This window comes from Micromonospora sp. S4605 (assembly GCF_003176715.1).
GTDB lineage: Bacteria > Actinomycetota > Actinomycetes > Mycobacteriales > Micromonosporaceae > Micromonospora > Micromonospora echinaurantiaca.
In genome coordinates this window covers 12,414-32,633 of record NZ_QGSW01000261.1, presented here as the reverse complement: position 1 = coordinate 32,633, position 20,220 = coordinate 12,414, and the positions used below count along the sequence as shown (strand labels likewise).

Annotated in this window: 13 protein-coding genes; 9 read left to right on the top strand and 4 right to left on the bottom strand. The window is 69.3% G+C overall.

The window, feature by feature from the left end:
* Positions 1 to 59: 59 nt before the first annotated feature.
* A complete protein-coding gene (locus tag DLJ47_RS23580; RefSeq protein WP_233257978.1) occupies positions 60 to 2,162 on the top strand; it encodes a prolyl oligopeptidase family serine peptidase in 2,103 nt (700 codons plus the stop codon).
* Positions 2,159 to 5,641, top strand: a complete 3,483-nt coding sequence (pglX, locus tag DLJ47_RS23575; RefSeq protein WP_109902837.1) for a BREX-2 system adenine-specific DNA-methyltransferase PglX — start codon at positions 2,159 to 2,161, stop codon at positions 5,639 to 5,641. Before DLJ47_RS23580 ends, pglX begins: the two co-directional genes overlap by 4 nt.
* Before the next feature lie 5 nt (positions 5,642 to 5,646).
* Here the strand turns inward: pglX and DLJ47_RS23570 are convergent.
* A protein-coding gene (locus DLJ47_RS23570; RefSeq protein ID WP_233257980.1) for an IS5 family transposase occupies positions 5,647 to 6,446 on the bottom strand; the annotation gives its coding sequence in 2 pieces (ribosomal slippage) (positions 5,647 to 6,110 and positions 6,110 to 6,446; 801 coding nt in all).
* A 263-nt stretch (positions 6,447 to 6,709) separates the two neighbouring features.
* Between DLJ47_RS23570 and DLJ47_RS23565 the strand changes: the two genes are divergently transcribed.
* Positions 6,710 to 7,444 (top strand): hypothetical protein, encoded by a 735-nt coding sequence (locus tag DLJ47_RS23565; protein ID WP_109902833.1) that lies wholly within the window; start codon positions 6,710 to 6,712, stop codon positions 7,442 to 7,444.
* Here DLJ47_RS23565 and DLJ47_RS23560 read toward each other — a convergent pair.
* The 3 genes from DLJ47_RS23560 to DLJ47_RS23550 all read right to left on the bottom strand — a co-directional run bounded on the left by DLJ47_RS23560 (position 7,441) and on the right by DLJ47_RS23550 (position 9,047).
* On the bottom strand, positions 7,441 to 7,884 hold the full coding sequence (locus tag DLJ47_RS23560) for a hypothetical protein (protein ID WP_109902831.1): 444 nt from the start codon (positions 7,882 to 7,884) through the stop codon (positions 7,441 to 7,443). The two genes, DLJ47_RS23565 and DLJ47_RS23560, sit on opposite strands and share 4 nt — an antisense overlap.
* A 91-nt stretch (positions 7,885 to 7,975) precedes the next feature.
* Positions 7,976 to 8,176, bottom strand: a complete 201-nt coding sequence (locus DLJ47_RS23555) for a DUF397 domain-containing protein (protein ID WP_109902829.1) — start codon at positions 8,174 to 8,176, stop codon at positions 7,976 to 7,978.
* Entirely contained in the window at positions 8,169 to 9,047 is an 879-nt protein-coding gene (locus DLJ47_RS23550; protein WP_199235980.1) for a helix-turn-helix domain-containing protein, read from the bottom strand. Before DLJ47_RS23550 ends, DLJ47_RS23555 begins: the two co-directional genes overlap by 8 nt.
* A 368-nt stretch (positions 9,048 to 9,415) precedes the next feature.
* Between DLJ47_RS23550 and DLJ47_RS23545 the strand changes: the two genes are divergently transcribed.
* The 6 genes from DLJ47_RS23545 to DLJ47_RS23520 all read left to right on the top strand — a co-directional run bounded on the left by DLJ47_RS23545 (position 9,416) and on the right by DLJ47_RS23520 (position 20,133).
* Complete coding sequence (locus DLJ47_RS23545; protein ID WP_109902825.1) at positions 9,416 to 9,730, top strand: DivIVA domain-containing protein; 315 nt, start codon at positions 9,416 to 9,418, stop codon at positions 9,728 to 9,730.
* Positions 9,727 to 9,981 (top strand): hypothetical protein, encoded by a 255-nt coding sequence (locus DLJ47_RS23540; protein WP_109902823.1) that lies wholly within the window; start codon positions 9,727 to 9,729, stop codon positions 9,979 to 9,981. Before DLJ47_RS23545 ends, DLJ47_RS23540 begins: the two co-directional genes overlap by 4 nt.
* Before the next feature lie 119 nt (positions 9,982 to 10,100).
* Positions 10,101 to 13,928, top strand: a complete 3,828-nt coding sequence (locus DLJ47_RS23535) for a phage resistance protein (protein WP_109902821.1) — start codon at positions 10,101 to 10,103, stop codon at positions 13,926 to 13,928.
* A gap of 88 nt (positions 13,929 to 14,016) precedes the next feature.
* A complete protein-coding gene (pglZ, locus tag DLJ47_RS23530) occupies positions 14,017 to 16,728 on the top strand; it encodes a BREX-2 system phosphatase PglZ (RefSeq protein WP_109902819.1) in 2,712 nt (903 codons plus the stop codon).
* Positions 16,725 to 18,029, top strand: a complete 1,305-nt coding sequence (brxD, locus tag DLJ47_RS23525; protein ID WP_109902817.1) for a BREX system ATP-binding protein BrxD — start codon at positions 16,725 to 16,727, stop codon at positions 18,027 to 18,029. The genes pglZ and brxD overlap by 4 nt, the downstream gene beginning before the upstream one ends.
* Position 18,030: 1 nt before the next feature.
* Positions 18,031 to 20,133: a DEAD/DEAH box helicase gene (locus DLJ47_RS23520; RefSeq protein WP_109902815.1), complete on the top strand. Its 2,103-nt coding sequence runs from the start codon at positions 18,031 to 18,033 to the stop codon at positions 20,131 to 20,133.
* Positions 20,134 to 20,220: the final 87 nt, after the last annotated feature.

The following is a 20,220-nucleotide window of genomic DNA, read 5'->3' as shown; positions in this document are numbered from 1 at the left end:
CGAGTCGCCATGCCGACATCCAGGCATCCACACGGGTCTCGCGCCGAGATAGTTACGACGTGGCGACGCTGGCCGATGAGGGTGATGACCCGTACCTCTGGTTGGAGGAGCTTGACGGTGCGGACGCTGCCGGGTGGGTGCGGGACCGCAACGCGGAGACCGTCGCCGCGCTGACCGGTAGTGAGGCGTTCGCCGGCTTGCGGGCCGAGATTCGGCAGGTCCTCGACGCCGAAGACCGCATTCCCTGGCCGGGATGGCGCGGGGATGGGTTCTACTACAACTTCTGGCAGGACGCGACGCACCCGCGCGGCGTGTGGCGGCGGACGACCCTCGACCAGTACCGCCGGCGCGAGCCGGAGTGGGACGTGCTGCTCGACGTCGATGCGCTGGCCGCCGAAGAGGGCGAGAACTGGGTCTGGAACGACGTCACGGTGCTGCGGCCCGGGTACGAGCGGTGCCTGATCTGCCTGTCCCGGGGCGGCGGCGATGCGGCCGTGGTGCGCGAGTTCGACCTGGTGCGCCGTGCCTTCGTCGAGGACGGTTTCACCCTGCCGGAGGCGAAGAGCAGCGTTTGCTGGATCGACGCCGACCACATCTACGTCGCCACCGACTTCGGGCCCGGCTCGCTGACCTCCTCCGGCTACCCGCGTGTCGTGAAGCGGTGGCGGCGCGGCACGCCACTGTCCGAGGCCGATGTCGTCCACGAGGGGCGGGCCGACGACGTCGGCGTGTGGGCCTCGCACGATCCGACCCCCGGGTACGAGCGTGACTTCGTCGGTCGCAGCCTGGACTTCTACCGCACAGAGGACTACCTGCTGACCAGGGCGGGCGAGCGGATCCGGATCGCCGTGCCACATGACGCCCACTGGCACGCACACCGGGAGTGGCTGCTGGTCCGGCCGCGTTCGCCGTGGGCGGTCGGTGGGGTGACCTATCCCGCGGGTGCGCTGCTGGCGACCCGGTTCGATGCGTTCCTCGCTGGTGAACGGGACTTGGCGGTGCTGTTCGAGCCCGATGGCCGGACCTCGTTGAGCTACTACCTGTGGACCCGCAGCCATCTGATCCTGGCGACTCTCGTGGACGTGAAGAGCCGGCTGGAGGTGGTGACGCCCGACGGAACGGGTTGGCGGCGGGAGCCGCTGGCCGGGGTGCCGGAGTTCGTCCACAGCCGGATCGTGGACACCGACCCGGACAATAGAGATGCCTACCTGCTCGCCTCCGAAGGGTTTCTCCGACCGGCGACGCTGCGGCTCGGCCACGTCGGCGGCACGGTCGAGACGCTCAGGCAGGAGCCGGCGTTCTTCGACGCCGACGGCCTGGCGGTGCGCCAGTTCTTCGCCACCTCCGCCGACGGCACTCGGGTGCCGTACTTCGTGGTGGGGGATCCGACCGCGCCGGCCGGGCCGACGCTGCTCACCGGGTACGGCGGATACGAAGTCTCTCAGACCCCGTACTACAGCGGGATCATCGGCCGGGGATGGCTGGCCCGCGGCGGCACGTACGTGGTGGCGAACATCCGCGGCGGTGGGGAGTACGGCCCCGAATGGCACCGCGCGGCGATGCGGCAGAACCGGTCCCGGGCGTTTGAGGACTTCGCGGCGGTAGCGGCCGACATGGTGGCGCGCGGGATCACCACGCCGGCGCAGCTCGGCATCGAGGGCGGCAGCAACGGTGGGCTGCTGATGGGAGTGATGCTGACCCGCTACCCGGAGCTGTTCGGGGCGGTCGTCGCCAGCGTGCCGGTGCTGGACATGCGGCGGTACCACCGGCTGCTGGCCGGCGCCTCGTGGATCGCCGAGTACGGCGACCCGGACCGCGAGGAAGACTGGGCCTACCTGCGCCAGTACTCGCCCTACCACAATGTGCGGGCGGCGAGGGCGTACCCGCCGGTCCTGTTCATCACCTCGACCCGCGACGACCGGGTACATCCCGGGCACGCCCGCAAGATGGCGGCCCGGCTGCGCGAGCACGGCCACGAGGTCGCGTACTACGAAAACGGCGAAGGCGGGCACGGCGCGGCGGCGAACAACGAGCAGCGCGCCTTCGTCTGGGCGCTGGCGTGTGAGTTCCTATGGCGGAAGCTGGCCGGACAGGCAGCCCTGCCACGCCAGGCCTCGTCGGTTGATGTGGGCGAGCGGGCCGGCCGTAGAATCTGGCGGTGATCGAGCTGAAGGCGCTTCAGGCGCAGGTCAAGAGCCTGGTTGACGATCTTCGTGGACAGGTCGCGGAGGCGCCGGAGCTGCGCGCCGAACTGCGCCAGGAACACGCGAAGGCGCAGGCCGCCGAGCGAGTCGGCGCCAGCTTCGAGACCTGGCTGGAGGACGTGCTCGACCAAGCGGCGGTGGCCTGGGTGCTCGGCTGCGTGTTCGTCCGCTTCTGCGAGGACAACGAGCTGGTCGACGGGCTGTGGATCGGCGGCGCCGACCCCGCCGCGCCCGCCGAGCGAGCGGTGCAGCATCGGCAGGCGTACCTGATCGCCAACCCCCGGCACAACGACCGGCACTGGCTGCGGGAGGCGTTCGGCTACCTGCGCGGCCTCAAAGCCACCGGCAAGATCTTCGACGAGCACAACCCGGCGTGGCGGTTCGACATCTCCGGCCCGGCCGCCGAGGAGCTGAGTGACTTCTTCCGCCGAGGTGCCGGCCAGGAGTCGCTGCGCCGCGACGACCTGAACACCCGCTTCCTCGGCGACCTCTACCAGGACCTGTCGATGCACGCCAAGAAGACGTACGCGCTGCTGCAGACGCCGGAGTTCGTCGAGGAGTTCATCCTCGACCGCAGCTTCGAGCCGGCCGTCAAGGAGTTCGGCTTGCCCGCCACCAGCGTCATCGACCCGACCTGCGGCTCCGGCCACTTCCTGCTCGGCGCCTTCCACCGGCTGGTCCGCAAGTGGCAGGACCGGGAGCCGGCCACCGACGTCAAGGACCTCGCGGAACGGGCGCTCGGCCAGGTGACCGGTGTCGACATCAATCCCTTCGCGGTGGCGATCGCCCGCTTCCGACTGCTGATCGCCGCGATGAAGGTCTGCGGGCTGACCAAGCTGGAACGCACGCCGGCGATCCCGGTCCGAGTGGCGACCGGTGACTCGCTACTGCTGTGGGACAAGTATCGCTCGCGCGCCCAGGGCGACCTGCTCGCCGCCATCGAGGGCAAGGAGGTCTTCGCGTATGAGAGCGAGGACGCCGACCTGCTCAAGGACTACCTGGCCGAGAACCAGTACACGGTGGTGGTCGGTAACCCGCCCTACATCACCGTCTCCGACCCGGCGCGTAACCAGCTCTACCGCAGCATCTACCCAACTGTCTGCCATCGGCAGTACGCGCTGACCGTGCCGTTCGCCAAGCGTTTCTTCGACCTGGCCAAGTGGTCGGACGATCACGGCGAGGGCGCCGGCCTCGTCGGCCAAATCACCGGCAACGCCTTCATGAAGCGTGAGTTCGGCAAGAAGCTGATCGAAGACTACTTCGCCCACGAGGTCGAGTTGGCCGAGGTCATCGACACCTCCGGTGCCTACATCCCCGGCCACGGCACCCCGACCGTGATCCTGGTCGGCCGTCCCAACAAGCGCCGCCGATCGTCCACCTTGCGGACCGTCCTTGGTGTTCGCGGTGAGCCCTCAACGCCGGAGAATGCCGCCGAGGGCTTTGTATGGCAGGCGATTGTCACTCAAATCGACAACCCCAGCTCCGAGTCCGACTGGGTCAGCGTTGCCGACCTGCCGCGCACCCAACTCGCCGCACATCCCTGGAGCCTGTCCGGCGGCGGCGCCAGCGACCTCGTGGGAGTAATCGAGGGCGTCGGGCCTCGAATGGCCCAGCTCATTGAGCTGCCGGTCGGGCGAGCGATCCGCGCTGGGGCGGACGAAGCGTACATGCGTCCCCTGCATCGCGCGCTCAGGTCGTTTGCCGATCAACGCGCGCTTCGTCCTTTGGTCATTGGCGAGGTAGTGCGGGACTGGACATCGGCGCCCGAGGATGCAATCTGGTACCCCTACGACAGCTCGCTGGATGAGCGGGGGCTGAGTGATGAGCTGTGGCCGTGGCGGCAGTTGTTGGCCCAGCGGAGAACGTTCCAGGGCAGCATGGCCGATGCCGGTCTACGGTGGTGGGAGTATCACCAGCACACAGCCTCTGCCTATCGGACGCCGCTGTCGATTGCGTTTGCGTTTGTGGCGACGCACAACCACTTTGTGTTGGATCGGGGTGGGAAGGTCTTCAAGCAGTCGGCGCCGGTGATCAAGTTGTCGGAGGGGGCGACGGAGGACGATCACCTGCGGCTGCTCGGGGTGCTGAACAGTTCGACCGCCTGCTTCTGGCTGAAGCAGGTCAGCCAAAGCAAGGCAGGTAGCGGGATCGGCCGCGGCATCCAGCCCGAGGCGTGGATGGATCGGTGGGAGTTCACAGGGACAAAGCTCGAAGAGTTTCCGTTGCCTTCGACGTACCCGTTGGAGCGGGCCCGGGAACTGGATGGGCTGGCGCAGCGGCTGGCGATTTTGACGCCGGCGGCGGTTGCCGCATCCGAGGTGCCGACTCGGCAGCGGCTCGCGGAGGCCGAGCGGGAGTATCACTCTGTGCGGGCGCGGATGATTGCGCTGCAGGAGGAGTTGGACTGGGAGGTCTACCGGCTCTACGGGCTGGTCGACGAGGACCTGACCTGCGCCAGCCCGCCGGAGCTGAAGCTGGGGGAGCGGGCGTTCGAGATCGTGCTGCACACCAGCGGGGCGCAGACCGAGTGGTTCAACCGGCACGGGTCGAAGCCGATCGACCGGCCTCAGCCGCACTGGCCGGCGGAGTACCGGTCGCTGGTGGAGCGGCGGATCGCCGTGATCGGGTCCAACCGGCACATCGGGCTGATTGAGCGGCCGGAGTGTAAGCGGCGCTGGTCCACCGAGGGGTGGGAAAAGATGCAGTCGGCCGCGCTGCGGGACTGGCTGCTCGACCGGCTGGAGGCGCCCGAACTGTGGGGCGGGCAGCCGACGCCTCTGTCGGTGGCGCAGCTCGCCGACCGGCTCGGCAGCGACCAGGACTTCCGGGCGGTGCTGGAGCTGTGGGTCGGGCACGACAACTACAACCTGACCAAGACCCTCAGCCAGTTGATCGCCGATGAGCATGTGCCGTACCTGCCGGCGCAGCGGTACAAGCCGTCCGGGCTGCGTAAGCGGGCGCAGTGGGAGCGGACGTGGGCGTTGCAGCGCCGGGAGGACGCGGGGGAGAAGGTCGAGATCGAGGTGCCGCCGAAGTACACGTCGGCGGACTTCGCCCGGCCGTCGTACTGGCGGGCGCGGGGAAAGCTCGACGTGCCGAAGGAGCGGTTCATCTCGTACTCGGCGGCGGGGCGGGACAGCGACGGCAGTGAGCTGCTCGGCTGGGCCGGGTGGGGCCACCTGGCGCAGGCGCAGGCGCTGGCCACCGTCTACCTTGACCGGAAGACGCAGGAGGCGTGGCCAGCGCACCGGCTGCTGCCGCTGCTGGCCGGGCTGGTCGAGATCGAGCCCTGGCTGCGCCAGTGGCACTCGGGCGAGCATCCTGCATTCCCCGGGTCGCCGGCTGAGTTCTTCACCGACTTCATCAACGCCGAGCTGTCCCAGCTCAGCTCTGACCGCTCGGCGCTAACTCTGCTGCGAGGAGTGCCCGAGCTTTAGAACTCCTAACTCTTTGAGCGTTGGAGTCGTCGCCAGCAGATGATGGCGCAGGCGAGGGTGAGGAAGGCTTCGTGGATGTCGTCGCGGATCTCCCAGCGGATGCGTAGCCGGCGGAACCAGTGCAGCAGGGCGATGGTCTGTTCGACGACCCACCGTCGGGTGCCGAGGCCGGAGCCGTGTCCGGTGCCGCGTCGGGCGATGACCGGGGTGATGCCCCTATCGCGGAGCTGGCGGCGGTAGATGTCGTAGTCGTAACCCCGGTCGGCGTAGATCCGGCCGGGTCGCTGCCGCGGGCGACCGCGGATGCCCTTGATCCGGGGGACCTTGTCGACCAGTGGCAGCAGTTGGGTGACGTCGTGACGGTTGCCGCCGGTCAGGGTCGCGGCGAGGGGGATGCCTCCCGCATCGGTGATGACGTGGTGTTTCGCGCCCGGACGGCGGCGGTCGACCGGGCTCGGACCGGTTTTGGGCCGCCCTTGAGCGCCCGGATGTGGGAGCCGTCGATCACCGCCCGGGACATGTCCAGTTGATCGGCGGCCCGCAGCTTGCCCAGCAGGACCTCGTGCAGTCGTTGCCACACGCCAACGTCGTTCCAGTCCCGTAGCCGGCGCCAGCAGGTCATGCCTGACCCGAACCCAAGCTCCTGAGGCAGGAACTCCCACGGAATCCCGGTGTAGAGCACGAACAAGATCCCGCACAACACCTTCCGGTCATCAAGCGGCTTCCGACCGGGATAGCGCCGCCGGCGAGGCGGTCGGGTCGGTAGCAACGGCTCGATCTCGGCCCACAGGTCGTCCGAAACGATCCACGGCGGCCGCTCACCTCGCCTCACGGCCGATCACTGTAGTTGATCGTCCACGAAGGACAGCTCTATGCGTCCGCCTAGATCATTCTGTTAGGAGTTCTTAGCGATGTCCCCAGGTTGGCCAGATCCCCGATGGGTGGCGGCCCAGGCACGCGGTCTCGGCTTCCTGGTATTCGGTGGTGCTCACCGTGGCATGATGCAAGAAGTTCTCATATTGCCTTCCACTTAGGACCTTGGTTTATCATCGCCCATCCGAACGGTCCATGTCGCTGATCATGTTTCCGGGGATACTGAGTCCCGTGGAAGAGGCGGACCTGGGCGCGCTCGTTGTGGACGTTCTGTCGGGAGCCATGGGTAACTATGCAGGAAGCGAGTTGCTGGAGCTCAGGCGCCTACTTAAAGAGCGGTTCGAGGGCACTCAGGATTACCAGGCCTTCGCTGATCACCCCAACCTTGAGGGCGCGCGTCAGCTGCTGACGTTGGCGATCAACCAGGAAGCGGAACAGGACTCGGCCTTCGAAGCCAAGGTTTCGGACCTGGTCCATCACATCACCATGGGGCCAGTTGTTAAGCACACGCAGCACACGGAGCGTGGGAGCTTGGCGATCGGTGGCGATGTGGGCCCTGGCAGTGTTGTCGCTGGACCGAAGGCTAAGGTTAAGATTCAGGTGGGGAACAACAGCTACTCGTTCTCCTTCGGCGGCCTCCTCCAAGCTGTTTTGGCGGTAATCCTGATTGCCTACTTTGCGGGCTACTTCACGCCGGCCTTGGTTGGGAAGGGAACCGGGAATACCTCGACCCTCACGGCGGACTCATTGTGTAGCGAGTTTATGGCCGAGGCGCCGGAGGCTCGTGATGAGGCGGTCCGGCGAATTGGCAGCGAGTTGGGGCGGATTCATCGATCATTCGACCTTCTGAATGTCGAGTCCACTTGCGGGAACGTCCCGTCACGCAAGCTTGGCGATGCGATCACGGCGGTAATGCCTGCTGGTGGCTAAGGTGATCCCAGTGGTCCCGGCAAGTCGCTCGGTTCGGCTCGGATCCCCTCCGACTGCTGACTTTGCACGCCGGGACTGGTGAGGACGCGCACCGCCTCGCGTGGTGGTTGCAGAAGCAGGACGGCAACCTCGCTCCGGTTGGTGGTTGACCCGAAAGTAGCCCACGCCGGGGAGTCCGGCGCGGTGCCAGCGACATGCACGACGAGCGCGTCCAGAGGCGGCAGCTGCTGCTCCTTGCAGCGGTGATGGAAGGCCGCCATGAACTGGGTGACCCGACGTGACTCGCCGCTGTCGTGCAAGTTCTGCGGGTTCGACAGCCCGGCCGCCGCGAAAACCCGTGAGTAGGAAACCGTCTGTCCACGATCCTCCGCGCCCTTGCTGATCAGGAAGTCGATCGCCGTGTCGACGTGTTCGGTGGTGAACTCGTGCGAGGGGCTCATGGGCGGAACGTATCGCCCTCCGTCTCCTTGCGGCAGGGGCAAGCGGGCGAAGCCTGACGCCGAGGCGAGGGATTGCGGCGCTCGACCATCACTACGGTCGCGGACCTTCAGCCTTCACGGCGTCGATGAAGGTGGCCCAGGCCATTGGCGAGAAGCTCAGCACCGGGCCGGTCGGGTCCTTGCTGTCGCGGAGCCCGACGATGCCGGGCAGGTTGTCGGCGACCTCGACGCACTCGCCGCCGTTGTTGCTGCGGCTCGACTTGCGCCAGACGGCACCGGTGAGGTCAGGCACGGGAGTACTCCTCTGCGACTTGCTGAATCAGGCTCTTGGACCGAGACGGGTTTAAGGCGCGACCCGCCATGTCGGCCCAGGTGGCGTTGTAGGCGCCGGTCTCATGCGGCTTGTCGAGGTAAATCGCTCCCGTCGCGGCTTCCAGGTACGCCACCGGCGGCTCCACCTCCTTGCCGTTGCTGTCCCGCGGGAACTCCAGGATCGAGAAGGCTCCGGACATCGCCCCGGCGTGCAGCCCGGCAGAAAAAGTCAGCACCTGCACGGTTACGTTCGGTAGTTCCGCGGCCTTCAAGATCTGCTGAAGTTGTTCAGCCATGATCGTGGTGCTACCGACTGGGCGGCGCAACACGGCCTCGTTGATTATCACGCTTAGTTGCGGGGCGGAGAAGCGGGTGAGAAGTGTCTGCCGTTCGACCCGAAGCTGGATGGCCCGTTCTTGCCCCTCGCGGTCCTCTGCCTCGATCGCGCCGCTGGGCATCAGGAAGAGTTGCTCGGCGTAGGCGCGAGTCTGGAGCAGGCCGGGGACAAGCTCCACCTGGTACTGCCTGATGCTGGAGGCTGCAGCTTCCAGGCCGATGTAGAGCTGGAACCAGCGCGGCAGGCCTGAGCCGATGTAGTCGTGCCACCAGTTCTTGTTCTCCCGGGTTGCCGCTGCCATCGCTAGAACCAGCTCGGTGTCTTCGTCCGAAGCGCCGTAGAGCTTGAGCATCTCCTTGACGTCCGCCGCACGGAAGCGGACGTTCTCGGCGCCGCTCTCGATTCGGTAGAGGGTTGCTCGCGCTCGGTCCAGGTCGTCGGCCGCCTTCTCCATTGTCAGCCCGGCGGCCTTGCGAAGCGCTTCGAGCTTCCTGCCGAGTTGCCGGCGAAGCATTGTCGATCCCGTGACGGTCTGTGACACCCGTGCCTCCGGTGGTCTGCTCAAAGTTGACGTGCGCCTGCTCAATTAAACGCCGCCGATGTATCAGAAACAATAGACATGTCACGTTGTGTTTGCTTAGCCGTATCGAGTCATCGTAAGACGATGCTTGTTAGACGTTGCATTTAGTTCGATGCACTGCTTCACTGCCCATGCGGCCACTGTGGAGTTCGTTCTGCTCAGGGGTCATATCGGGCCTTGCTGCCGTACTGCTGATCGGAGGCTGCGGTGGCAGGTGCCGGGGTGGGTCCGCCGGTGCGGGGCGTGCCGGTGGGCCTGCCTCATCCACGGGTCGATCTCGACGGTGAGAGGCAGGTGCTGTCATGCGCGTCTTCTTTCGGCGTGCCCGGCGTCGTCAGCGGTCGGTGCACGGGCCGACCTGCTACCGCTCGGCGGCGTACCATCCGCTGCGGCCGTGGCAGGTGCGCGAGTGGCGGTTCCGGTCGGCGCCGCTGGGCCGGCGCGGGCTCGACGCGCAGGAGGTGGGGGAGTTCCTCGACCGGGTCGCCGGTGACCTGGCTGCCGTCTACGACGCGCTGGCGCGCAGCCGGCGGGAGACCGATCGGGTCAAGGACGCGCTGCGCCGCTGGCAGTCCGAGCAGGCCCGCGTCCGCAACGAGCGGGGGTATGGCCGGTGACCGAGCGCTGGGTCATTCACCTGCCCGCTGCCGCGGGCGACCTGCTCTCCGCGCAGCGGCTCGCTCGGGTGGTGGCGCACTGGGCGCACGTCCTGCCGCAGCTCGACCCCGGCGGCACCACCGTCTCGGCTGAGGACGACCAGAACGTACGCCACTGGGTCTTCTGCGACCGGATCATGCCCGGCGGCCGGCGCTGCCTGCTCTGGCCGGACCACGACGGCGAGTGCTCGCGGCGGCCACGGCGGCGCTGAACGGGCGCGCTCCGGCGCAAGCGGCGTGGGTGGGCTGGGACCTGACGCTTCCTGACCTTAGGATCGTCGGGTCGCCGGTGACGCCGGCGTCACCGGGAGCGGCGGTACGAGGAGCGGTGATGACCCTGCTGCGGGACGTGATCGAGATCCCGACGTCGGTCGGTGACGGTGACTTCGTCGTCCGTGCGGCCGAGGGCGCCGACCTGCGCCGGTACGTGGTCACCGACCAGCTTCGGGAGAACTTCGCCGAGGCGCTGCGACGGATCGGCCACGCGGTCACCACCGGCCGCTCGCAGGCGATGTTCCTGCACGGCTCGTTCGGCTCCGGCAAGTCGCACTTCATGGCGGTGCTGCGGGAGATCCTCCAGCACAATCCCGAGGCGCGGCAGGTGCGCGGCCTGGCCGAGCCGGTGCTGGCGGCCGACTCGTGGCTGCGGGACCGGAGGCTGCTCACCCTCACCTTCCATATGCTCGATGCGCGTTCGGTCGAGCAGGCCGTCCTGGAGGGGTACCTCAACCAGATCACCGCGCTGCACCCCGAGGCGCCCGTTCCCGCCGTACACCGGTCGGACGCGCTGCTCCGCGACGCCGCCGGGCTGCGCGAGCGGATGGGGGACGAGGCGTTTTTCGCCGCGCTGCATGACGACGGCGCGCCTCTGGCGACTGGCGCCGGACTCGCCGCGCACGTCACCCGAGCGACCGGCTGGACGGCCGAGCGCTATGCCGCCGCGGCGGCGGCACCGCCCGGCACGGAAGAGCGGGACCGGCTGGTCAGCGCGCTGACCAGCACGTTCTTCACCGGCGCGGTCCGCAGCGGCGAGTACCTCGATCTGGACACCGGCCTAGCGGTGATCACCCGGCACGCGAAGTCCCTCGGGTACGACGCGCTGGTGCTCTTCCTCGACGAGCTGATCCTCTGGCTCTCCACCAAGATCAGTGACCACGTCTTCGTCAACACGGAGGGCGCCAAGCTGAACAAGCTCGTCGAGTCCGCCGACGCCACTCGGCCGCTGCCGCTGATCTCGTTCGTCGCCCGGCAGCGCAACCTGGAGGACTTCCTCGGCCCCCAGGTCGGCGGCACCGAGCGGGAGGCCCTGGCGCACGTCATGCGCAGCGTGCAGGGCCGGTTCGGGGAGATCGCGCTCGCCGACACCAACCTGCCCGAGATCGCCGAGAAGCGACTGCTCAAGCCGCTCAACGACGAGGCCCGCGCGGTCATCGACAATGCGTTCGCCGCCGTCAAGGGTAACCGGGAGGTGTGGGACACGCTGCTGCTCGGCGCCCAGTACGGCGACGCCGGCATCGGCTCGGACGCCTCCGCCTTCCGCAAGCTCTACCCGTTCTCGCCGGCCCTGGTCGCCACGCTGGTGGCGCTGTCGCAGGCGTTGCAGCGCGAGCGGACCGCGCTCAAGGTCATGACCGAGCTGCTCGTCGCGCGCCGGGACACCCTGAAGGTCAACGACCTGATCGGGGTAGCCGCGCTCTTCGACCCCCTCGTCCTGCACGGCGAGCTGCCCGACCGGCCCAAGCTCAAGCAGCTCTTCCAGTCGGCCCGGAGTTTGTACACGCAGAAGCTGCGGCCGATCCTGCTCAACCTCAACGGCATCACCGAGGAGCAGGCAGCCGGGCACCAGCAGTTCCAACTCGACGACAAGCTGATCAAGACGGTGCTGCTCGGCGCGTTGGTGCCCGAGGTGCCGGCGCTGCACAACCTCACCGCCGCCAAGCTGCACGCCCTCAACTTCGGCTCGATCACCTCGCCGATCCCCGGCTACGAGCGGCAGATCGTGCTCAACCGGCTCAACCGGGTCGCCGACGGCGCCGGCGAGCTGCACCTGACCAAGACCCCCGACCCGGTCGTCTCGCTCAAGCTGCACACCGTCGACTATGACAAGCTGCTCGACCTGGTGCCCGAGGACGAGGCCACCACCACCGGCGTCCGGCAGCAGCTCATCCGCGATCTGGTCACCGCCGAGATGGGCATCAGCGGGGCCGATGGCCAGCTCGGTGAGTTGCTGGTTTCGCGGCCCTGGCGTGGCCGCTCGCACACCGTCCAGGTCAAGTTCGGCAACGTCCGCGACCCTGACACCATGCCGGTCTCGGCGCTGATCGCCACCGGCGAGGCGTGGCGGATCATCATCGACTACCCGTTCGACCCGCAGGGCTACGAGCGTGCCGCTGACCGGGCCCGGATCGAGAGCCTGGAACGCGGCTCCCGCACGGTCTTCTGGCTGCCCTTCTACCTGACCGACGAGCTGATGGGGAAGGTCGGTCAGCTCGCGAAGATCAATTATCTGCTCGGGAACGGCACCGGGGACCGGCTCAACTCGCTGGCCGCCGACTGGTCGCTTGCCGACCGGCAGCAGGGCCGCGTCTACCTCCAGCAGCGCCAGACCCAGCTGCGCGGCACCCTGCTCAGCGCCCTCATGCAGGCGTACGGGTCGGCCACCTCCCGTGGGTCGGACGTGCAGGACGACGCCGTCGGGGTGTTCCACACCCTCGCCGAGGGCCTGTACATCGGCGACCCGCGCGGCGGCACCCTCGCCGAGGCGTTCCACAACCTCACCGGGGAACTCCTCGCCTGGTCCTACCCGGGCCGCCCAGCCATGCCGGATGACGAGAAGCCGGTCACCCGGGGCGAGTTGGCCAAGGTCCTGGAGTATGCCAAGCAGGCCGCCGCCGACCCGGCCCGGGGCGTCAGCGTGCCCAACCCCGCCGACCAGCGCACCCTGCGACGGATCTGCAACAACCTGCGCCTCGGCGAACTGGTCGACGGCCGGTACGTGCTGACCACCTCCACCTGCCGGTGGAGCCAGCACCTGCTCCAGGCCGCCGCCAACGAGGGCTACAAGGATCATTTTCCGGTGCACGTGCTGCGGCGGCTGATCGACGAGCCGGCCGCGTTCGGTTTCGACCGGGACCTGCAGAACCTGATCATCCTCGTGTTCGGGCTGGAGCAGCAGCTCGCCTGGTACCAGCACGGCGGCAAGGTCGACGTGGCGAACGTCGCCGGGGTGCGGGACGAGCTGGAACTGCGGCACCCGCCGATGCCGGACGAGGAGGCGTGGGCGGGCGCGGTGCGGCGGGGCGCCGCGATCTTCGGTGGGGTGCTGCCCGTCTGGCGTACGCCGGCCAACCTGGGCACCCTTGCCGGAACGCTGCGCGACGGGGCCAACCAGCGCAAGAAGGCGGCCGGTGACCTCGTCGACGCGCTGACCGCCCACGCCGAGGTGCTGGGCCTCGATGTTGCGGCCGCGACCGGCCGGCTCGCCACTGCCCGGCGGGCCGCCCGGCTCGTCACCGACGTGGCCGGCGAACGCGACGATGTCGTGCTGGTGCAGACGGTCGCCCGTGCTGACCTCGGCGATGTCGACGACCAGGCGGTGGGGGAGGTGCTCAGCCAGGCGGCGCGGATCAACGACGCGCTGCGGCAGGGTCACCAGTGGCCGCTGCTCGAGGCCATCTCGGCTCGGGCTGCACACGACGAGCAGGCCCGTCGGATCATCGGGCAGCTCCGCGACGTTGCCCGGCACGACCAGCACGGTCAGGACCTCGTCGAGGCACTGCAGACGGCGGTGCAGGCGTCCGCGGCGCTGCTCGCCGCCGACACGTCGGCCAAGCCGGGCGGCTCCGGCACCGCCGAGGTGAAGTCCAACGGCGGTGGAGCGGCTCCGGGCGGCACGGTGAGCGTGCCCACGCAGCCGCCGTCCCACGACCCCGGCCCGGTGAAGGTGCCCGGTGGTCAAGGCGCGGGCCACGGGACCGACGGCAACGGGTTGATTGCAGTTCCCGGTGGCGCCGGCGTGGCCGGTGTGTCGGGGTCGGTCGAGGTCGTCCAGCAGCGGCGGGAGGTCACGGACCTGGCCACCTGGCACCAGGTGGCCGCCGAGATCGAGGCCGCGGTCAACTCCGGCCGGCGGATCACGATCACCTGGGAGGAGCGATGACGGCCGGGGCCGGCCCGCTCTTCCCGGCGGCTGCCGTCAGTGACCTGCCGCCGCCGACCGCCCGTGTTCAGCCGACCTGGGTGGCGTCGTGAGCGTCCCGGTGAGCGCCGCCCAGCCGGACGCGGTCCGCCGCAAGGTCGAGGCGTGGCTGGCCGAGAACGACCCGGCCGACGCCATCGCGCTCACGGCCCGCCCGGACTGGCCCGCCGACCCCGTGCTCAGCGTCAATGGAACCCGAGTGCGCGTGGTGCCGTGCCCCACCCCGCTCGCCGCCCGGGCAGCACTGCACGACCGGGCCGACGGCGAACGGCTGGTGCTGCTGACCGAGCTGACCGACAGCGAGCTGGGCGACGGGCTCCTCGCCCATCTCAGCAAGCAGACCATCCGCAAGATCGACCCGTGGGACCTGGTCCGGCAGATGTTCGGCGGCGTGAAGGACCTCGACCCCACACTGGTCCGGGCCGGTCGCTGGGTCGCCAACGCGCTCAGCGACCACGCGCCGCCGGACGGGTGGCCCGCGCCACCGGGCGCAGTCCTCACCCGCGATCACGCGCTGCGCAGCCTCACCGCCGAGCTGCTCGACCTGCCCGCCGCTGAACTCGACGACAGCGGCCTGCTGCAGTGGAGCACCGACGCCAGCAAGCAACTGCGGTTCACCACGCTGCCGGACGTCGTCGCCGAGGGCGTCACAGCGTACCTGACCGGGATCGCCGGCCGTGTCGCCATCCCGATCATGGCCGCTGTCCGGGCCGGACACGGGGTCGATGTCATCCCGCTCGGTCTGCTGGCCGGACTGCTCTGGCCCACCGACGGTCGGGCCGGGCAGGTGGAGGCGGCGGTCGGCCGGACCCGGCTCGAACCGCGGTTCGGCGGGCTGACGCTGACCCGGGACCAGGCCGAGGCACTGCACGAGGCGGCCGAGGCCTGGGTCTACCGCACCGTCGAGGCTGGTGACGACGGCCGCGCCGAGGCCATGCGGATGCTGCGACGAGCCGAGACCATCGCCACCGAGATCGGCATCACCGGGCTGCTCGGTGCCTCCACCGTCTTGCCCAGCGGCTTCGTCCAGCGGCTGCGGGCCTTCGCCGACGCCGTCCGCCTCGCCGTACCGGCCGCTGGCCCGGCGGTCCCGGCGGCCATCGCCCGCGCCCAGTCGGCGCTCGCCACGGTCGAGGCGCACCGGGCCGCCGAACCACGCCGGGTGGAAACCGCCCGGATGGCCGTTCGCCTGCTGCGCTGGCTCGGCACCGCCGAGGACCCCGCACCGGCGACCCTCCTCGACGCGTTGCATCGGCAGGTTCGGCAGGACGGGTGGGTCGACCGGGCCCGGCTCGACGTCTTCGCGGGCGACCCCGACCCGCAGGTCGGTGAGGCGTACCGGCTGCTGCACCGGGCCGTGGACGCCCGACGCTCCCGGCACGACCAGCAATTCGCCTCCCTGCTCGCCGCCGCCACCGGCGCCGAGACCGAGCCCGGTGCGCTGCTGCGCGTCGAGGACGTACTCGACCGGGTGATCCAGCCGATCATCGACCAGGGCCGCCGCGTGCTGCTGCTGGTGATGGACGGCATGAGCGTCGCCGCCGCCACCGAGCTGGCCGAATCTGTCACCCGCAGCGGGGCCTGGGTGGAACTCACCCCCAACGGTGGGCCCCGGACCGGCGTCCTAGCGGCCCTGCCGACCGTCACCGAGGTCAGCCGGTGCAGCCTGCTCAGCGGCCGGATCGCGGTTGGCGCTCAGCAGGCCGAGCTGAAGGCGTTCCAGCAGCGCTACCCCACGGGGCGGCTGCTGCACAAGGCGGCGCTGCGGGCCGGGGCAGGCTCGGCGCTCGACCCGGAGGTGCTGGCCGCGCTCGACGACTCCTCGGTGCTGGTGGTCGCCGCCGTGGTCAACACCATCGACGACGCGCTCGACCGCAGCGACCCCGGCACCACCGTCTGGGGCGAGGACACCATCACCGCCGTCGGCGACCTGCTCACCTCGGCCGGCGACCGGGTGGTGGTCGTCGTCTCCGACCACGGTCACGTCGTCGACCGGGGACCCGAGGCGGTTGTGTTGCCCAGCACCAGCAACGAGAACCGCTGGCGTCCGGCGACCGAGCCGGCTGGCGACGCCGAGGTGACTGTGACCGGCAGCCGGGTCGCACTCGCCGGCGGCACCGTGGTCCTGCCGTGGCGGGAGGAGATGCGGTACGGGCCACGCAAGGCCGGCTACCACGGAGGCGCCACGCCGGCGGAGACCGTGATCCCGCTGCTCGTGCTGACCGCCGGTGACGACTCCGCCGTACCCGGCTGGGCCGGCGCCCCGGTGTCCAGCCCGGACTGGTGGCGAGAACCACTGCCCGAGACCCCCGAGGCACCGGCCCAACCGGTATCGGGGGCGCGCCGCCGACCGCGCCGGCCGGTCGAGCACCAGCCGGAAGGCCTCTTCGACCTGATGCCCGCCGCATCGACCGCCGCGCCGGCCGCCGCAACCGAGCCCACCCCGGCTGCGCCCGACCTGGTGACGGCGCTACTGGCCAGCCCGCGGTACGCCCAGCGGCGCGACCCACGCATGCCGCTCGCCGACGAGCGAGTCGCCGCGCTCCTGCGTACCCTGCTCGGCAGCGGCGACCGCGCCACGCTCGACACCCTCGCCGCCCGCGCCGCAATCCCGGCGCACCGCATCAACGGCACCCTCACCGCCCTGCGGCGGCTGCTGCAGGTCGAGGGCTACCCCGTGCTCACCGTCGACCCCGACGGCCGCACCGTCCACCTCAACCGGGCGCTGCTGATCGAGCAGTTCGAACTGGAGCCCCGGTGACCGTGGACATCTCCGCCCGCCGCCGCCGCGACATCATCGATGCGCTGCGCCGCGGTGTCGTCCCGAACAATGGCCTGGACGCCCTCGCCGTCGGCCTGGACCGCTTCACCGCCGCCCTCGACGACGACCTCGACCGCGTCGCCGTAGGCAGCAGCGTCTTCAAAGCGGTCCGCGGCGAATACGGCGCCGGCAAGACCTTCTTCACCCGATGGCTCGCCGAGCGCGCCAAACGCCGCGGGTTCGCCGCCGCCGAGGTACAGATCTCCGAGCTGGAGACCCCACTGCACCGGATGGAGACCGTCTACCGCCGGCTGGTCGAACACCTCAGCACCGAACAATTCGCGCCGAGCGCGTTCCGACCCGTACTCGACGGATGGATCTTCGCCCTCGAGGAAGACGTGCTCGCCAGCGGCGCGGTCGCCGAGGACGACGCGGACGCCCTCGACCGGGCGGTCAACGACCTGCTGGAGCGCCGGCTGGGCGACATCTCACGCAGCACCCCCGGCTTCGCGGCGGCGCTGCGCGGCTACCGGACCGCGACCGCCGCCGGAGACCACGCCACCGCCGACGGCCTCGCCGCCTGGTTGGGCGGTCAGCCGCACGTCGCCGCGTCCGCCCGGCGGGCCGCCGGAGTCAAGGGCGACCTCGACCACTACGCCGCACTGAGCTTCCTGCGCGGCCTGCTCACCGTCCTGCGCGACAGCGGACACCACGGGCTGCTGCTGGTCCTCGACGAGGTCGAGACCCTGCAACGAGTCCGATCCGACGCCCGCGACAAAGCGCTCAACTCACTCCGGCAACTCATCGACGAAGTGCACGCGGACCGCTTCCCCGGCCTGATGGTGGTCATCACGGGGACACCCGCCTTCTTCGACGGGCCACAGGGTGTCCAACGGCTCGCGCCGCTCGCCCAGCGGCTCGCCACCGACTTCGGCCCGGAGCCGCGCTGGGACAACCCCCGCGCCACCCAACTGCGACTGCCCGGCTTCACCACCGATGCGCTCGTCGACCTCGGCCGGCGGGTACGAGCCATCTACGCCAGCACCGCAGTCGACGCCCGAGTCGATGACGAGTACCTCGCCATGCTGGCCCGCGCCGTCACCGGCGCGCTCGGCGGTCAGGTCGGCGTGGCACCCCGCATCTACCTCAAGAAGCTCGTCGCCGACGTCCTCGACCGCGTCGACCAGTTCACCGACTGGGATCCACGCCAGCACTACCAGCTCACGCTGCGAACCGACGAACTGACCGACGTCGAGCGCAACGCGGCGGCCTCGGCCGACGACATCGAACTGCCGATCTGACATGCCGCTGGACCTCGACCCGGTCGTCACGCACCACTTGGTCAACACCCTCGGATGGCGCGACCTACGGCCGATGCAGCGCGCCGCCATCACACCAGTGCGCGGCGGGCAAGACGCCCTGCTGCTCGCACCAACAGCGGGCGGCAAGACCGAAGCCGCGCTGTTCCCGCTACTGACCCGCATGACCGAACAGCAGTGGACCGGCACCTCCGTTCTCTACCTGGCACCGCTCAAGGCGCTGCTCAACAACCTGCAACCCCGAATCGAGCAGTACGCCGGCTGGCTCGGCCGTCGCACCGCCCTGTGGCACGGCGACGTCACCACCTCACGCCGCCAATCGATCCTCTACGAACGCCCGGACATCCTGCTCACCACACCCGAGTCGCTGGAATCCATGCTGGTCAGCACGAAAGTCGACCACCGACTCTTCTTCTCTGAACTGCAGACCGTCGTCATCGACGAGGTGCACGCCTTCGCCGGCGACGACCGCGGCTGGCACCTCCTGGCCGTACTGGAACGCCTGACCCAGATAACCGACAGACCCCTACAACGCATCGGGCTCTCCGCCACCGTCGGCAACCCGGGGGAACTGCTCACCTGGCTGCAGGGATCTGGAGCCGGCAAGCGGCCCGCACAGGTCGTCGCCCCGGACCTCGCCACGGCGACCGACCGCCCGCCACCGGGCGACATCGAACTGGACTACGTCGGCTCACTGGTCAACGCCGCAACCGTGATCGCCGGCCTGCACCGCGGAGAGAAGCGGTTGGTCTTCTGCGAATCCCGACAGACCGTCGAGGAACTCGGGCAACTCCTGCGGACACATGGAGTTACCACCTTTCTCTCGCACGCGTCGCTCTCCATGGACGAGCGCCGACGCGCCGAGCAGGCCTTCAGCGAAGCGCGGGACTGCGTCATCGTCTCCACCAGTACCCTCGAACTCGGCATCGACGTCGGCGACCTCGACCGAGTGATCCAAATCGACACCCCAGCCACCGTCGCGTCGTTCCTCCAACGGCTAGGACGCACCGGCCGGCGCCCGGGAAGCAGCCGGAATTGCCTGTTCCTCACCCGCGAAGGCGACACGCTCACCGAGGCAGCCGCGCTGCTGCTCCTCTGGTCCCGAGGCTGGGTCGAACCGGTCGCCGCGCCACCGGAACCCCGACACATCGTCGCCCAGCAACTACTCGCGCTCTGCCTACAAGAACATCGGGTCGGCGACCAGTTGTGGACGCAGGCGTGGAACGGCCTACACCCGTTCGAGGAGAGCGCCCGGCCCATCGTCCGTCACCTCGTCGAGCACGGCTTCCTCGACCAGGACGCCGGCATGCTCTTCATCGGTCCGGCAGCCGAAGCGCGCTTCGGCCGCCGGAACTTCGTGGACATGACCGCCGTATTCACCGGACCGCCAGAGTTCACCGTCCTGCTCGGCCGCAACGAGGTGGGCCGAATCGATCCGAGCCTGCTCACCGAAGAGGTCCACGGCGAGCGCCGGCTCCTGCTGGCCGGCAAGAGTTGGCGGGTGACCTACGTCGACTGGCGCCGACGGCGATGTTTCGTCGAGCCCGCGGACTCTGGCGGACGAGCACGCTGGTTGGGTACAGGGTGGGCCGGTCTGAGCTTTGCCCTGGCCCGTGCCATCCGAGAGGTGTTACTCGGCGAGGATCCACCGGTGAAGCTGACGAAACGAGCCTCAGACCGGCTCGCTCGGCAGCGCGAAGAGAAGCGTCACGTCGTACATCCAGGCGGCAACGTCATCGTGCGCGACAAGGATGGCGACCTGAGGTGGTGGACCTGGGCAGGTCTGCGGACCAATGCAACCCTGACCTCGACGCTCGGCCAGGTGATCGATCCCGTCGAGCGTTTCGATGACTGCAGCATTCGGCTACGTGAAGACCTGACGCCAAGCGGCTGGCGTGCGGCGGCTTCGCAAGCGGACGAGCGTCTCTGCCTTCCAGAGATTGACGAGAAGGCTCTCAACGGCCTCAAGTTCTCCGCTGCGCTCCCGAGACGGCTGGCAATCGCCACGCTTGCGGCTCGCTCAGCCGATCTCGAAGGCGCCGCCACGATCCTGCGCCAATCGACCCGCTTCATATCTCTTACCTAGGTGACGTCTCCCAGATCTGTCTCCTGCTCCTGGCCCAGCTCTGGCTGCGTTGGCTGCGGTGGGGTCGTGCTTGCGGCGGGCGTAGGG

Bases quoted from the DNA above. Each gene is read 5' to 3' on its own strand.
- DLJ47_RS23565 (WP_109902833.1), top strand. From the start codon at position 6,710: ATGTCGCTGATCATGTTTCCGGGGATACTGAGTCCCGTGGAAGAGGCG.
- DLJ47_RS23560 (WP_109902831.1), bottom strand. From the start codon at position 7,884: ATGAGCCCCTCGCACGAGTTCACCACCGAACACGTCGACACGGCGATC.
- DLJ47_RS23550 (WP_199235980.1), bottom strand. From the start codon at position 9,047: ATGCTTCGCCGGCAACTCGGCAGGAAGCTCGAAGCGCTTCGCAAGGCC.
- DLJ47_RS23545 (WP_109902825.1), top strand. From the start codon at position 9,416: ATGCGCGTCTTCTTTCGGCGTGCCCGGCGTCGTCAGCGGTCGGTGCAC.
- DLJ47_RS23535 (WP_109902821.1), top strand. From the start codon at position 10,101: ATGACCCTGCTGCGGGACGTGATCGAGATCCCGACGTCGGTCGGTGAC.
- DLJ47_RS23520 (WP_109902815.1), top strand. From the start codon at position 18,031: ATGCCGCTGGACCTCGACCCGGTCGTCACGCACCACTTGGTCAACACC.